Source organism: Hephaestia mangrovi (genome assembly GCF_019880555.1).
GTDB classification, from domain to species: domain Bacteria; phylum Pseudomonadota; class Alphaproteobacteria; order Sphingomonadales; family Sphingomonadaceae; genus Sphingomonas; species Sphingomonas mangrovi.
Genome location: NZ_JAINVU010000003.1, coordinates 497,017 through 510,588 on the forward strand (window position 1 = coordinate 497,017; position 13,572 = coordinate 510,588).

Annotated in this window: 13 protein-coding genes; 3 read left to right on the forward strand and 10 right to left on the reverse strand. The window is 67.3% G+C overall.

Features of this window, described 5'->3' with window-relative positions; genetic code table 11:
* Nucleotides 1-8 precede the first annotated feature (8 nt).
* The 8 genes from K7G81_RS09745 to K7G81_RS09780 form a co-directional block, all read right to left on the reverse strand.
* Nucleotides 9-1,352 (reverse strand): GH1 family beta-glucosidase, encoded by a 1,344-nt coding sequence (locus K7G81_RS09745; protein ID WP_223030550.1) that lies wholly within the window; start codon nt 1,350-1,352, stop codon nt 9-11.
* Nucleotides 1,353-1,354: 2 nt separating this feature from the next.
* A complete protein-coding gene (locus K7G81_RS09750; RefSeq protein WP_255586826.1) occupies nt 1,355-2,170 on the reverse strand; it encodes a carbohydrate ABC transporter permease in 816 nt (271 codons plus the stop codon).
* Entirely contained in the window at nt 2,167-3,045 is an 879-nt protein-coding gene (locus K7G81_RS09755; RefSeq protein WP_223030551.1) for a carbohydrate ABC transporter permease, read from the reverse strand. The genes K7G81_RS09750 and K7G81_RS09755 overlap by 4 nt, the downstream gene beginning before the upstream one ends.
* The gene (locus tag K7G81_RS09760; protein WP_223030552.1) at nt 3,042-4,325 is read right to left on the reverse strand and encodes an extracellular solute-binding protein; all 1,284 of its coding nucleotides are present in this window, start codon (nt 4,323-4,325) and stop codon (nt 3,042-3,044) included. The genes K7G81_RS09755 and K7G81_RS09760 overlap by 4 nt, the downstream gene beginning before the upstream one ends.
* Entirely contained in the window at nt 4,322-5,746 is a 1,425-nt protein-coding gene (locus K7G81_RS09765) for a glucoamylase family protein (RefSeq protein ID WP_223030553.1), read from the reverse strand. Before K7G81_RS09765 ends, K7G81_RS09760 begins: the two co-directional genes overlap by 4 nt.
* Before the next feature lie 67 nt (nt 5,747-5,813).
* Nucleotides 5,814-6,824, reverse strand: coding sequence for a LacI family DNA-binding transcriptional regulator (locus K7G81_RS09770; protein ID WP_223030554.1), 1,011 nt, complete (start codon nt 6,822-6,824; stop codon nt 5,814-5,816).
* 14 nt (nt 6,825-6,838) lie between these two features.
* Nucleotides 6,839-7,969 (reverse strand): ABC transporter ATP-binding protein, encoded by a 1,131-nt coding sequence (locus K7G81_RS09775; RefSeq protein WP_223030555.1) that lies wholly within the window; start codon nt 7,967-7,969, stop codon nt 6,839-6,841.
* A gap of 58 nt (nt 7,970-8,027) precedes the next feature.
* The gene (locus K7G81_RS09780; RefSeq protein WP_223030556.1) at nt 8,028-8,186 is read right to left on the reverse strand and encodes a hypothetical protein; all 159 of its coding nucleotides are present in this window, start codon (nt 8,184-8,186) and stop codon (nt 8,028-8,030) included.
* A gap of 251 nt (nt 8,187-8,437) precedes the next feature.
* Between K7G81_RS09780 and K7G81_RS09785 the strand changes: the two genes are divergently transcribed.
* Nucleotides 8,438-9,985 (forward strand): DEAD/DEAH box helicase, encoded by a 1,548-nt coding sequence (locus K7G81_RS09785; protein ID WP_223030557.1) that lies wholly within the window; start codon nt 8,438-8,440, stop codon nt 9,983-9,985.
* 6 nt (nt 9,986-9,991) lie between these two features.
* On the opposite strand, the gene K7G81_RS09790 is transcribed toward K7G81_RS09785, so the two are convergent.
* Complete coding sequence (locus K7G81_RS09790) at nt 9,992-11,194, reverse strand: MFS transporter (RefSeq protein ID WP_223030558.1); 1,203 nt, start codon at nt 11,192-11,194, stop codon at nt 9,992-9,994.
* Nucleotides 11,195-11,333: 139 nt separating this feature from the next.
* On the opposite strand from K7G81_RS09790, the gene K7G81_RS09795 reads away from it, so the two are divergent.
* On the forward strand, nt 11,334-11,600 hold the full coding sequence (locus tag K7G81_RS09795; RefSeq protein ID WP_223030559.1) for a hypothetical protein: 267 nt from the start codon (nt 11,334-11,336) through the stop codon (nt 11,598-11,600).
* A 9-nt stretch (nt 11,601-11,609) separates the two neighbouring features.
* Here the strand turns inward: K7G81_RS09795 and K7G81_RS09800 are convergent, their stop codons facing one another.
* Nucleotides 11,610-12,275, reverse strand: coding sequence for a nitroreductase (locus tag K7G81_RS09800; protein WP_223030560.1), 666 nt, complete (start codon nt 12,273-12,275; stop codon nt 11,610-11,612).
* A 102-nt stretch (nt 12,276-12,377) separates the two neighbouring features.
* Here K7G81_RS09800 and K7G81_RS09805 point away from each other — a divergent pair, with 102 nt between their 5' ends.
* Complete coding sequence (locus tag K7G81_RS09805; protein ID WP_223030561.1) at nt 12,378-13,547, forward strand: acetyl-CoA C-acetyltransferase; 1,170 nt, start codon at nt 12,378-12,380, stop codon at nt 13,545-13,547.
* Nucleotides 13,548-13,572: the final 25 nt, after the last annotated feature.

Here is a 13,572-nt window from a genome sequence, read left to right on the forward strand (position 1 = left end):
ACGGATCGTCAGTCGAGATTGGCGCCGCCTGAGGCGATCACGTCCGAATAGAAATGCGCACTCGCCTTGGGCGTGCGTGCCAGCGTCTCGAAATCGACATGGACCATGCCGAATCGCTTCGAATAGCCCAGCGACCATTCGAGATTGTCGAGCAGCGACCACAGCATGTAGCCGCGCACGTCGACGCCGCGCCGGATCGCCTCGCCGACCGCGGCGATATGCGTCTTGAGGTAATCGACGCGCAGCGGATCGTCGATCCGGCCGTCGATCGGCTGCGGCGGATCGTAGAAAGCGGCACCGTTCTCGGTCACGTAGAGCGGGATATCGCCGTAGCTTTCCTTCACCCACACCAGCATGTCGGTCAGGCCTTGCGGGAACACCTCCCAGCCGGTGGTCGTGTGGCTGGCATGCTTCTGCTCGACCGGCCCCGCGCGCAGCAGGAAACTGTCGTCGGCGCGGGTGACGTTGCGGGTGTAGTAATTGACCCCGAGGAAATCGAGCCTCTGCCGGATCAGGGCGAAATCCTCGGCGGGCCAGTCGGGCCAGGCCTCGCCGAACATCTCGGCGAGTTCGGGCGGATAGCGGCCGAGCATCGCCGGATCGAGATACTGGCGGTTCATATACGCCTCGGCGCGCGCGCGGGCGGCCTGGTCCGCGGGCGAGTCCGTGGCCGCGTATTTCGGCTCGATATTGACGACGAGGCCGATCTCGTGCGCGCCAGTCTCGCGATAGGCTTTCACCGCGGCGCCGTGCGCGCGCATCAGGTTATGGCTGGCGATCGGCGCCTCGAACATGTTGCGGTGGCCGGGCGCGAGCGCGCCGTGGAGATAGCCGCCGTCGGTCACCACCCATGGCTCGTTCAGTGTCACCCATTTCTTCACTCGCCCGTCGAGCCGATCGAACAGCACCCGGCCATAATCGGCGAACCAGTCGGCGCTATCGCGGTTGAGCCAGCCGCCCTTGTCGTCGAGCGCGGCGGGCAGATCCCAGTGATAGAGCGTCAGCAGCGGCTCGATGTCATTGGCGAGCAGCTCGTCGACCAGTCGTTCGTAGAAATCGAGGCCGGCCTGGTTCACGCGGCCGGTTCCTTCGGGCAGCACGCGCCCCCAGGCGACAGAAAAGCGATAGGCTTGCAGCCCCAGCCGCTTCATCAGCGCCACGTCTTCCTTCCAGCGGTTGTAATGATCGCACGCGACATCGCCGGTATCGCCCTTCGCCGCCATCAGCCGCGGATCGTGGCTGAAGCGCTGCCAGATCGACGCGCCCGCCCCATCGGCCAACGGCGAGCCCTCGATCTGATAGGCCGCGGTGGCGGCGCCCCACAGGAAATCGTCGGGAAACGGGCTGGTCATGCTTATCCCTTCACGCTGCCGGCCAGCAGGCCGCTCAGATAATAACGCTGCAAGGCCAGGAACAGCAGCAGCACGGGGGCGAGCGTGACGACGGCGCCGGCCATCATCAGCTCGAAATCCTGGACGTGTTCGCGCGACAGATTGGCGAGCGCGATCGGCAGGGTCTGCTTGGCGGTATCGTTCAAGATGATGAGAGGCCAGAGAAAATCGCTCCAGCTCGCGAGAAAGGCGAAGGTCGCCAACGTGACCAGGATCGGGGTCAGCGCCGGCAGCGCGATCGATCGAAAGATGCGCCATTCGCTCGCTCCGTCGATCCGCGCCGCCTCGAGCAGCTCGTCGGGAATCGCCAGCGCATATTGGCGAACGAGGAAAATGCCGAACACCGTCGCGATCGACGGCGCCAACACGCCCGCGAACGAATTGACCAGCCCCAGCTCCTTGCACAGCAGAAACAGCGGGATCATCGCCACCTGCGCCGGGATGACGAGCGCGGCGAGCAGCCAGCGGAACAGCGCGTCGCGACCGCGAAAATCGAGCTTGGCGAAGGCATAGCCGGCCATCACGTTGAAGGTCGTCGAGATCAGCGTCGCCAGCGTCGCCAGCGCCAGGCTGTTCAAGAAGAACCGCGCCATGTCGGTGGTCGCGAACAAGGTGACGTAATTCTGCACCGTCGGCCGCGCCGGCAGCAGCGGCGGCGGAAAATGCGCTGCCTCGCCCGGCTGCATCAGCGAGACCGACAGCATCCACAGGAGCGGCGTCATCGCGAACAGGCCGAGCAGCCACATCGCCACATTCACTGGGATCGCGCGCCGCCTCATTGCCCGCTCCACCGGCGCGACAATCGCACCTGCACCAAGGTCAGCGCGAACAGGATCGCGAACAGCACGAACGCCACCGCGGTCGCATAACCCAGGTTCCAGAACTGGAAGCCCTGCACGAACATCAGATAGAGGATGCTGGTGGTGCTCTGCACCGGCCCGCCCTGGGTCATCACATAGGGTTCGGCGAACAGCTGGAAATAGGCCGCCATCGTCAGGATCGAGACGACCAGCATCACCGGCGCCAGCGCGGGCAAAGTGACATGGCGGAATTGCGCCAGCGGCCCCGCGCCGTCGATCCGCGCCGCTTCGTAGAGATCGTCGGGGATCGTCTGCAGCCCGGCGAGCAGGATGATCATATTGTAGCCGAAATTCTTCCACACCGCGAAGATGACGATCGCCGGCATCGCCCAATGCGGACTGCCCAGCCAGTCGACCGGGCCAAGGCCGATCAGCCCGAGCAGCCAGTTGATGACGCCGAACCGGGTGTTGAACAGATAACGCCAGATCACCGCCACCGCGACCAGCGTCGTCACGACGGGCGCGAAGAAGATCGTGCGGAAGATCGAGCGGAATCGCGCCAGTTTCGAGTTGATCAGCAGCGCCGCACCGAGCGAGGTGGCGATCGACAACGGGACGCCGAGCACGACGAACTCGATCGTATTGCCCAGCGCCTGCCAGAACAGCGGGGTCTTGAGCAGCGTCAGATAATTGCCCAGCCCGACGAAACGCAGGTTGTGGAGATCGGCGAGCGCGTAGAGATCGAAATCGGTGAAGCTCAGCAGCAACGCCGCGACGATCGGCAGGAAGAAGAACATCGCCAGCGCGATCAGCGCCGGCGCGACCAGAGTCCAGGCGGCGACGCTGCGCCTCATGACGCGGCCCCAGCAACGGGCTTCTTACGCTCGCGCTCCAGCATCCACCGCCGTTTGGCGAGGATCGCATCGGCCTGGCGATCGATCTCCGCCGCAACCTCGGCGGCCGGCATATCGTTATGCGCTGCCGCCTCGGTGACGGTGCGCATCATCGTCGCGATCGCTTCCCATTCGGGCACCTTGGGCGTCGGCTTGACCCGCTGGAGTTGAGCCAGGAACGCCTGCGCCTTGGCATCGCCGGCCAGCGCCGGCGCACGCCAGGTCGAGCGGCGCGGCGGCAGGTCGCCGGTCAATTGGTGGAAGCGCAATTCCATCTCGGGCGTCGAGAGATAGGCGATCAGCTTCCACGCCGCATCCTGCTTGTCGGAACGGCGGAAAATGACGAGGCTCGATCCCCCCGCATTCGATGCGCCCGGCCCATCCGGGCCCGGCATCGGCGCGGTCGCCCATTCGTCTTGCCGGTCGGCGGGAATCCGCTTGGCGAACTCGTCCAATTGCCATGGTCCCGTGATGTAGAAGCTGAAATCGCCACGATCGAACTGGTCCCAGATATTGGCGATCTCGGTGTTGGCGATCGCCGGCGCCAGCCCCGAGCGCACCGTGCCGAGATAGAAAGCGAGCGCGCGCTCGAATCCCGGATTCTCGAAATTGGCGCGCGCGTCGGCCGTCACCATCGGCTCGGGCTGTTGCAGGCCCAGCACTTCCAGCGGCTCATATTCGTTGAGGGGAAAGATCGCGGCGAATTTGCCCGGCCCGACCAGCCGCTTGATCGCCACCATCTGCCGCCGCCACTCGGCCCAATCGCGCGGCGGATGATCGAACCCGGCGCGTTTCAGCAGATCGCGACGGTAGAACAGCAGCCGCGTATCGACATACCACGGCACGCCGTAGAGCCGCCCGTCGATCCGGCTCGCATCCCAGATGCCGGGGAAATAATCGCGCCGATCGATCGCCGGCGTTGTCGCCACCCGCGCGTCGAGCGGCGCGAGCGCGCCCAGCGCCTCGAACTCGGGCAGCCACGAATTGCCGAGCTGCGCCATGTCGGGCAGCGAATCGCCGGCGAACCCGGTGAGCAATTTCTGGTGTGCCTCGGCGAAGGGCAGTTGCTCGACATCGACCTTGATGCCCGGATTGGCCTTTTCGAATCCGGGCACGAGCTGGACGATCGCCGTCCCTTCCGCGCCCATCGCCCAGACGGTGAGCGTCACGCGGTCACCGGGCTTCGCGCAGCTGCCGGCGAGCAGCGCCGCGACGATCGCCCAGAGCGCCCGCGCCTTCACTGCGACAGCCAGCCTCCCGAAAAGCCCGCGCGGATCAGCCCGCGGCGGATGTGCGGATTGCGCCGCATCGTCGACCAGATCATGCCGCTCCGCCAGTTCTCGATGCCGCCGACGATCGGCCCCTGATCGATGCCGAGATAATCGTCGTCGACCCAGCACAGCCCCTCGACGATCCGGCCCTTGGGCGTCGCCGGCCCGGTCGACAAGGTCGGGTTGAACGAATCGAGGAAGCCGTATTTGCCGTAGATCGCCGAGCCGTAGCGCGCGTGCATCGCGCCGATCGCGGGCAACACGATATCGGGCGCAAACGCGATCGAGCCCGCTGCGGCGGTCGGCGCGATGGTGCCGTCATCGACGCCGTCGGCCCCCGGCCCGCGCGCGGAGTAGCCGGTGAAGCTCCGTGCGATGCCGCCGAACTGCCGCGTGATCTGCCCCGGCCCGTCGCACGCCGTGAGCCCCCAGATATCGGGACCATAACCCACCCAGCCCTTGGGATTGGCGATCGCATAATCGCGCTGCGCATAAGTCGCGCGCCGACTGTTCTCGAAATAATCGATCCCGTGCGCGCGGGTGAACTGATCCTGCAACCCACGGAAATCGAGCCAGAGATTCGAATATTGATAGACGAACAGGGCCGGGAAGATGAGGTGGGGCTCACCATATTGGCCGCCCCATTGCGGCTGGAAGCGGCTGGTCCATTCCTCCTGCGTCCCCGCCTGGATCGGATAGGTCGGCGAACCGAGGGCGAGCACGTAGAGCAGCAGCGCCTCGTTGAACTGGCTCCAGGCCGAGGAGATGAAGCCGCTTTCGGGATGCCAGCCCATCGAGATGAACGGATAGCGTGGCCTGATCCAGGTCCAGTCGACCGCTGCGTAGATGCGATCGGCAAGCGCGCGGATGCGGACCTCGTCGGGATGATCGGTGTCGAACCAGCTCTGCGCGAACAGCACGCCGCCGAGCAGCAGCGTGGTATCGATCGTCGACAGCTCGGTCTGATCGAACCGCTCGCCCGTCTCCATGTCGAGGAAATGGTAGAAGAAGCCCTTGTAGCCGCTCGTCCCGGTCGGCTCCGGCCCCTGTTTGGCGTTGGCGAAGAAATCGAGCGTAGCGAGCGTACGCTGCCGCGCCTGATCGCGGCTGATCCAGCCGTGAACGACGCCGATCGGATAAGCGGTCAGCGCGAAGCCGACCGCGGCGATCGAGGCGAACGATTTGGTCGGCCAGCGATCGGGCGCGAGACCGTTCTTCGGGTTCGAGGTGTCCCAGAAATACTGGAAGGTGCGGTGTTGAAGATCGTCGATCGGCGGCGTCTCGTCGGCCGCGGCGGCGATCGTGCCGGGCTTCGAGCCGGATGCGCATCCGCTGGCAAGCCCGGCCAGCGCCAGGGCCGAGCGCCCGACAAAAGCACGCCGATCAAGCAATCTCAGGTCTCCGTTCAAGGCAAAAACCCGGCCGCGCCGGGTGACGGCGCGGCCGGCAGGGGGGAACTCATTCGGCCGTGCCCCGCCGCCGGCTCGATCCGCGCACGATCAACTGCGGCACCAGCCGCTCGGGGCCGGCGCTGGTATCGTCGGGCTGCTCGATCGATTCGACCAGCCGCTCCACCGCGCGTCCGCCGAGCGCGGCGATGCCCAGCCCCATGGTCGACAGGGCCGGGGTGACGTAGCGCGCGATCGGCACGTCGTCGAAGCCGACGATTGCGACGTCGCGCGGCACGTCGAGCCCCGCGGCGGTGAGCGTCACCATGCAGCCGATGCCCATCATGTCGTTGGCGGAAAAGACTCCGTCGATCGTGCGGTCGGCGATGATCGCGTGCGCCGCCTCGACACCGGCCTGTTCGCCGAAATCGCCGGCGAACACGATCGGAGCGGCATCACCGAGCAGGCTGCCGGCGGCATCGCGGAACCCCCGCGTCCGCTCGAGCGCATCGGCATTGTCGGCGGGGCCGGCGATATGCGCGATGCGGCGGCAGCCCTGCGCGGCGAGATGCGAGACCGCCTCGCGCGCGCCTTCATAATTGTCGATCACGATCGAGGTATGGCGCGGACCGCCGACGCGACTGCCCATCACCACCGTCGGCAGGCCGCGCGGCAGGGCGTTCGCCAGCGCCTCGGCATCGATCTGCGGCGACATGACCAGCAACCCGTCGACGCGCCCGCGCATCGCACGGATCGCCGCCGCCGTTTCCTCGGCATCGCCGTGCATATTGGACAGCAAGATCTGCAGCCCGCGGCGATGCGCGGCATAATCGATGCCGCGGATGATCTCGGAAAAGAACTCGCCGAACAGATCGGGCAGCACCACGCCCAGCGTGTTCGATCGCTGCGTCGAAAGGCTGCGTGCGCCGAGATGCGGCACGTAATCGAGCGCGCGGGCGGCATCGGCCACCCGCGCCCGCGTCGCCGGGGTCACGCTGCGGTGGCCGTTCAGCGCGCGGGAGGCCGAAGCTACCGACACGCCGGCCTTGCGCGCTACGTCGCGGATCGTCGCCGTGCCCATCGCCTCCTCTTTCCTTATTCGATCATGTAACCGGTTTCATGAATGCCCGCAAGCTGGCTGCTCGCGGTCGTTGCGCTGGCATTGCGAAGCGCCTGGCCGCTCTCGTCGAACAAGTGGCAGCGTTCTGGCGGCAGCGCGATCGCGAGCCGGCCGGGGCGCTCGTGCGGCTGTTCGGCGAGTTGGCAGGCGAGCGGCTCGCCGCCGGGGGTCGACAGATAGGCAAAGTGGCTGGCGCCGAGCGATTCGATCATCGCCACCGGCGCCTCGATGCGGTTGACCGCGCCGCCGATCACGACATGCTCGGGCCGGATGCCGAGCGTCAGCGGCGTCTCGGATGCAATTCCGCCGAGGTCGATTCCTGTCGCGATTACGGTGCCGTCGGCGAGCCGCACTTTGCCTTCGGCCGTTGCCGTCACGGGCAGGAAATTCATCTGCGGCGCGCCGATGAACCCAGCGACGAACCGCGTCGCGGGCCGGTCGTAAAGCTCGGCCGGGGTTCCGATCTGCTCGATCCTGCCCGCCGACAGCACGACGATGCGATCGGCCAGCGTCATCGCCTCGATCTGATCGTGCGTCACGTAGATCATCGTCGCGCCGAGTTGATCGTGCAGTTGCGCGAATTCGTATCGCATCCGCTGGCGCAACGCGGCATCGAGGTTCGAGAGCGGCTCGTCGAACAGGAACGCACTCGGCTGGCGCACGATCGCGCGGCCGATCGCGACGCGCTGGCGCTGCCCGCCCGACAGCGCCTTTGGCTTGCGGTCGAGCAGATGCGCGATGTCGAGCGTCGCTGCCGCCGCCTCGACCGCCGCGGCGATCTCCGCACGCGGCTTGCCCTGCAACTTCAGCGCGAAGCCCAGATTGTCGCGCACGCTCATGTGCGGATAGAGCGCGTAGGACTGGAACACCATGGCGATCCCGCGCTCGGCGGGTTCGAGATCGTTGACCACCCGCCCGCCGATCGCGATCGTGCCCGCGCTCGGCGCCTCGAGGCCGGCGATCAGCCGCAGCAAGGTCGATTTGCCGCACCCGGACGGGCCGACGAACACGACGAATTCGCCATCGGCGATCGCCAGATCGATGCCATCGAGGACGCCAACCGCGCCGAACATTTTGGTTACGCCGTTGAGCTCGACTGCCGCCAACTCGGTCTCCCCTCGGCGGCGAGCCTAGCGGCTCGATCCGGCGCTGACTATCCTGCGATCAACTCAGCCAATAGCCGATCACCGCGACGATCACGATCAGCACCAGCCCGCCGACGAATACCGCGCGCCGGGCGGGCGTGCGCAACACGATATCGCCGCCGCGCGCCTGCTGGCCGGTGAGATGGGGGGCGTCGGTCTGCTGGTCTTCATCGGGCATGCGAACCTCCGTATCGTCAACCGTTCGGCCGCCCCGATAGTTGCGGTCATTGACTTTTTGCGCCGCAGCATCCATTTGCCGCGTTATCGAGGCGTCATGCAGCGTGATCGAGCGGCCGGGAGACATCCGGTGCTCAGGCTCCGCCTCGGTCGATTTTTCAGGGCTTCCCATATCACGCGGGGTGTCGATTTCCCCGCCCCTCGTTCGGCTTTGGTCCGGGCGAGCGTGGCCCATTTTGAAGGTTTTATTCCATGACTTTTGCCAAACTCGGCCTTGCCGAGCCGCTCGTCCGCGCGCTCGAGGCCAAGGGCTATAGCGAGCCGACGCCGATCCAGGCGCAGGCCATCCCGACGCTGCTCGAAGGCCGCGACCTGCTGGGCATCGCGCAGACCGGCACCGGCAAGACCGCCGCGTTCGTGCTGCCGTCGCTGCAGCGGCTGGCGGAGTCGGGCAAGCGCTCGCTGCCCTATCACTGCCGCATGCTGGTGCTGACCCCGACGCGCGAGCTCGCCACCCAGATCGCCGACAATGCGCGCGGCTATAGCAAGTTCTCGCAACTCTCGGTCGCCACCGTATTCGGCGGCACCAGCATCAACAAGAACCGCCAGGACATGAGCCGCGGCGTTGACCTGCTGGTCGCCACGCCCGGCCGGCTGCTCGACCTGATCGACCAGAAATACGTCAACCTGTCGATGCTCGAGATTCTCGTGCTCGACGAGGCTGACCAGATGCTCGATCTCGGCTTTATCCACGCGCTGCGCCGCATCGTGAAGCTGCTACCCCGGCAGCGCCAGTCGCTGTTCTTCTCGGCGACGATGCCCAAGGCGATCCGCGAGCTGGCCGATCAGTTCCTCAACGATCCCGCCATGGTTTCGATCAAGCCCGCGGCGACCACTGCCGAGCGGGTCGATCAATATGTCACGTTCGTCGGGCAAAAGGAGAAGCAGGCGCTGCTCACCATCAAGCTCGCCGATCCGACGATCGACCGGGCGCTGGTGTTCACCCGTACCAAGCACGGCGCAGACCGCGTCGTGAAGCTGCTTGCCGGCAACGGCATCGCTGCCAACGCGATCCACGGCAACAAGAGCCAGCCGCAGCGCGAGCGCGCCTTGGGTGCGTTCAAATCGGGCCAGGTGCCGATCCTCGTCGCCACCGATATCGCCGCGCGGGGCATCGACGTCTCGGGCGTCAGCCATGTGTTCAACTTCGAGCTGCCCAACGTGCCCGAGCAATATGTCCACCGCATCGGCCGCACCGCGCGCGCCGGGGCGAGCGGCGTGGCGATCAGCTTCTGCGCCGACGACGAGCGGCCCTATCTGCGCGATATCGAGCGCACGACGCGGCAGAAGGTCGCGATCGAGGCGCTGCCCGCCGATTTCGTCGCCGCCGCGGCCAAGCTCCAGGCCGAGCGCAAGCAGGCGATCGGCGCCGACCCCGCGCCGCGCGAGGATCGCCAGCGTGGGCCGCGCCGCCCGCGCGCCACGCACCAGGCGCGGCCGACCGGCGAAGCGCGCCGCGACGGTCGTCGTCAGGGCCAGGGTGGCAATCGTTCCCCGGCATATGGCGATACGCAGCGCGGTGAGCGTGCGCCCCATGGCGGTGATGGTCATCGTCCGGCGGCCGGACAGGGCGATGCCCGGCGCGCGCCGACCGGCGACCAGCGCAAGCCGTATCGCGGCAGCGACGGCGCACGGGCGCACGATCGCGGCGACGGCCAGCCGGCGCAGGATCGCCGCCGCCCCCGCGGCAACAATCCGCGCCGCGGCGGGCCGCGCCGCCCGCAGTCGGCGCAACGCTGAGGCGGATCAGGCCGGCGCCGTCGTGCGCCGGCCGACCATCGCCGATACCAACAGGATGGCGAGGCCGCCGAGCGCCAGGCCGCACCCGACCCAACCGGTCGAGGTCCAGCCGAGCCCGGCAGCGATCGCCAGCCCGCCGAGCCACGGGCCGAGTGCATTGGCGGTGTTGAATGCCGAATGGTTGAGCGCGGCGGCAAGTGCCTGGGCATCGCCGGCGACATCCATCAGCCGCGTCTGGAGCACCGTGCCCAGCGCGCCGCCGATCCCGATCGCGCCGATATCGGCCAGCATCGCCCACCAATTCCCGGCCGCAAGCGGATAGAGCGCCAGCGCCGCCGCGCTCCACAGCAGGATCACCGCGGCCGTCGGCAGCAGCGCGCGATCGGCGAACCGCGGCGCGATCAGATTGCCCGCGGTCATGCCGATGCCGAACACCATCAATGCGATCGGAATCAGCGATGGCGAAACCCGGGTCACCGCGAGCAGCGTATCGGCGAGATAGGTGTAGACCGCGAACATGCCGCCGAACCCAATCGCGCCGATGCCCAAGGTCAGCCACACCTGGCCGCGTTTGAGAGCGCCGAGCTCGCGCAACGGGCTGGCGCGATGATCGGGCGCGTCGCGCGGGGCAAAGACCGCGACCAGCGCGGCGGTCAACGCGGCGAGCAGCGCGACCAGCCCGAATGCCCAGCGCCAGCCGACCCCTTGCCCCAGCCAATTGGCCAGCGGCACGCCCGCGATCGTCGCGACCGTGAGGCCGAGCAGCACCCGCGCGACGGCTTTCGTCCGATGCTCGCGCGGCACCAGCGAGGCGGCGACCAGCGAGGCGATCCCGAAATAGGCGCCGTGCGGCAGCCCGCTCAGGAAGCGGAACAGCAGCATCCAGTGATAGCTCGGCGCCAGGCCCGACAGCGCGTTGGCGAGCGCGAAGATCGTCATCAGCCCGATCAGCAACGTCCGCCGCGACAGCTTGGCGGCGAGCACCGCGATGGTCGGCGCGCCGACAACGACGCCCAGCGCATAGGCGCTTATCACATGCCCCGCGGTGGGCGCATCGATGCCGAGATCGCGCGCGAAATCGGGCACCAGGCTCATCGTCGCGAATTCGGTGGTGCCGATCGCGAAGCCACCAACCGACAACGCCAGATGGGTGAGGCCGACATGGCGGACGGCGCCGCTTGGCCGGTCGATCGTGGTGGAGGCGTCCATCGCGCCTAGCTGGCCATGCTGCACTGCAGCGTCAACTGCAAAAGCCTGCATCGGCGTGATGCGCGATGCAGGCGGGAGCCGAATCGCGGCGCGGTGGTTGTTAGGGTCAGGACCCTAGTCGCGACAGAGGAGAGGTTCGATGGATATCAGCACCCAGACCGCCGCCGAGCGCATCGCGCGCGTGCTCGCCGGCCAGCGGATCAGCGCCAATGGCGAAGGCGACGCGGAATCGGCGGCCCGGCTGGTCGAGAACAGCTGGAAGGATCATCTCGCCGATGCCGCTGCCGTGCTGCGTACCTTGCGCGAGCCAGATCGGGCGATGGCCAACGCGGGCGACCCCGCAGTCTGGGAACGCATGATCCTCGCCGCGATCGAGCAGACCAAGCCCGAAACGGTGGTGCTTTAGCGCCCAGCGCTAACCGCGGATCGTCAGCCACTCGCTTTGCGGCGCGCGGGTGGTGCGCAGGCGGTTGGCGGGGGCGGCGGGATCCTCATGACCGATCGCCATGCCGCAGAACAGCATGCGCTCGGGCGGTGTGGCGAGGAACCGCGTGACGGTTTCGGGATACATCGCCCAGCATTCCTGCGGGCAGGTCGCCAGCCCCGCCTCGACGGCGAGCAGCATCACGTTTTCCAGATACATGCCGAGATCGGCCCATTGCGGCGGCCCCATCGCGCGGTCGACGGTGACGAACAGCGCGGCGGGCGCGCCGAAGAACGCGAAATTGTCGGCAAAGGCGCGCCGCCGGGCTTCCCGATCGTCGCGCCTCACGCCGAGCGCCGCATACAGCGCCTCGCCGACCGCGAATCGGCGCGTGCGATAGGGCTCCCCGAGCGCGGGCGGGTAGATCGCATAAGCGGCCGGCTCGATTCGGCCCGCCGCCAGTGTGTCGCGCATGATCGCCTTGAGTTGCCGTAGCGACTCTCCGGCGACGAGATCGACGTGCCACGGCTGGAGATTGCCGCCGCTCGGCGCGCGCGCCGCCTTGGTGACGATGGCATGGAGCAGATCGGGCGCCACCGGCCGATCGAGGAACCCGCGCACCGATCGCCGCGCCGCTATCGCCTCGGTTACCGTCATCCACCCCCTCCCTTTTCGACGATTCGGTATGCGCACCCTCTTGCCGTGAACGTCAATTCGCGCGACACTCGGTTGCAAATCAGGACTAATGGAGAGGACGGCATGGCAGAAGCCTATATCGTCGATGCGGTGCGGACCGCCGGCGGCAAGCGCGGCGGCAAGCTCGCCGGATGGCACCCCGCCGACATGGCGGGCGAAGTACTCAACCGAATCGTCGAGCGTACCGGCATCGATCCGGGCGCGATCGACGACGTCATCATGGGCTGCGTCAGCCAGGGCGGCGAGCAGAGCTTCCAGGTCGGCCGCGGCGCCGTCCTCGCGTCGAAACTCCCCGAGAGCGTGCCTGCGGTGACGATCGACCGCCAGTGCGGCTCCTCGCAACAGGCGATCCAGTTCGCGGCGCAAGCGGTGATGTCAGGCACGCAGGACGTGGTGATCGCCGCCGGGGTCGAGAGCATGACGCGGGTGCCGATGGGCTCGACCGGCATGCTGTTCGCGCAGGCCGGGCTCGGCAAGGCCAAGTCGCCGCGCCAGGAGGAACGTTATCCGGGCATCCAGTTCAGCCAATTCATGGGCGCCGAGATGATCGCGCACAAATATGGCTTCTCGCGCGATCAACTCGATGAATATGCGCTCGAAAGCCATCGCCGCGCTGCCGCCGCGACCGAGCGCGGCGATTTCGCCGACGAGATCGTGGCGTTGACGATCGAGACGCCCGAAGGCGAGCAGCAGCACGGCATTGACGAGGGCATCCGCTTCGATGCGACCTTCGAGGGCATCCAGTCGGTCAAGCTGTTGAAGGAGGGCGGGGTGATCTCGGCAGCCAACGCCAGCCAGATTTGCGACGGGTCGAGCGCGGTGATGGTCGTCTCCGAAGCGGCGTTGAAGGCGCATGGGCTGACCCCGCGGGCGCGCATCCACCACCTCACCGTGACCGGCGGCGACCCCGTGGTGATGCTCGAGGAGCCGCTGTTCGCCACCGATCGCGCCCTGAAGCGCGCCGGCATGACGATCGACGAGATCGACCTGTACGAGGTTAACGAGGCGTTCGCCCCGGTGCCGCTCGCCTGGCTCAAGCACACCGGCGGCGATCCGGCGAAGATCAATGTCAACGGCGGCGCGATCGCGCTTGGCCATCCGCTCGGCGCCTCGGGCAGCAAGCTGATGGCGACGCTGGTCCACGCGCTCGGGAAACGCGGTGGCCGTTATGGCTTGCAAACCATGTGCGAAGGCGGCGGCATCGCCAACGTGACGATCATCGAGCGGCTGTAAGCTGTAGCCAAATGCAAACCGTCCC

Bases quoted from the DNA above. Each gene is read 5' to 3' on its own strand.
- K7G81_RS09745 (WP_223030550.1), bottom strand. From the start codon at position 1,352: ATGACCAGCCCGTTTCCCGACGATTTCCTGTGGGGCGCCGCCACCGCG.
- K7G81_RS09750 (WP_255586826.1), bottom strand. From the start codon at position 2,170: ATGAGGCGGCGCGCGATCCCAGTGAATGTGGCGATGTGGCTGCTCGGC.
- K7G81_RS09755 (WP_223030551.1), bottom strand. From the start codon at position 3,045: ATGAGGCGCAGCGTCGCCGCCTGGACTCTGGTCGCGCCGGCGCTGATC.
- K7G81_RS09770 (WP_223030554.1), bottom strand. From the start codon at position 6,824: ATGGGCACGGCGACGATCCGCGACGTAGCGCGCAAGGCCGGCGTGTCG.
- K7G81_RS09780 (WP_223030556.1), bottom strand. From the start codon at position 8,186: ATGCCCGATGAAGACCAGCAGACCGACGCCCCCCATCTCACCGGCCAG.
- K7G81_RS09785 (WP_223030557.1), top strand. From the start codon at position 8,438: ATGACTTTTGCCAAACTCGGCCTTGCCGAGCCGCTCGTCCGCGCGCTC.
- K7G81_RS09790 (WP_223030558.1), bottom strand. From the start codon at position 11,194: ATGGACGCCTCCACCACGATCGACCGGCCAAGCGGCGCCGTCCGCCAT.
- K7G81_RS09795 (WP_223030559.1), top strand. From the start codon at position 11,334: ATGGATATCAGCACCCAGACCGCCGCCGAGCGCATCGCGCGCGTGCTC.
- K7G81_RS09800 (WP_223030560.1), bottom strand. From the start codon at position 12,275: ATGACGGTAACCGAGGCGATAGCGGCGCGGCGATCGGTGCGCGGGTTC.
- K7G81_RS09805 (WP_223030561.1), top strand. From the start codon at position 12,378: ATGGCAGAAGCCTATATCGTCGATGCGGTGCGGACCGCCGGCGGCAAG.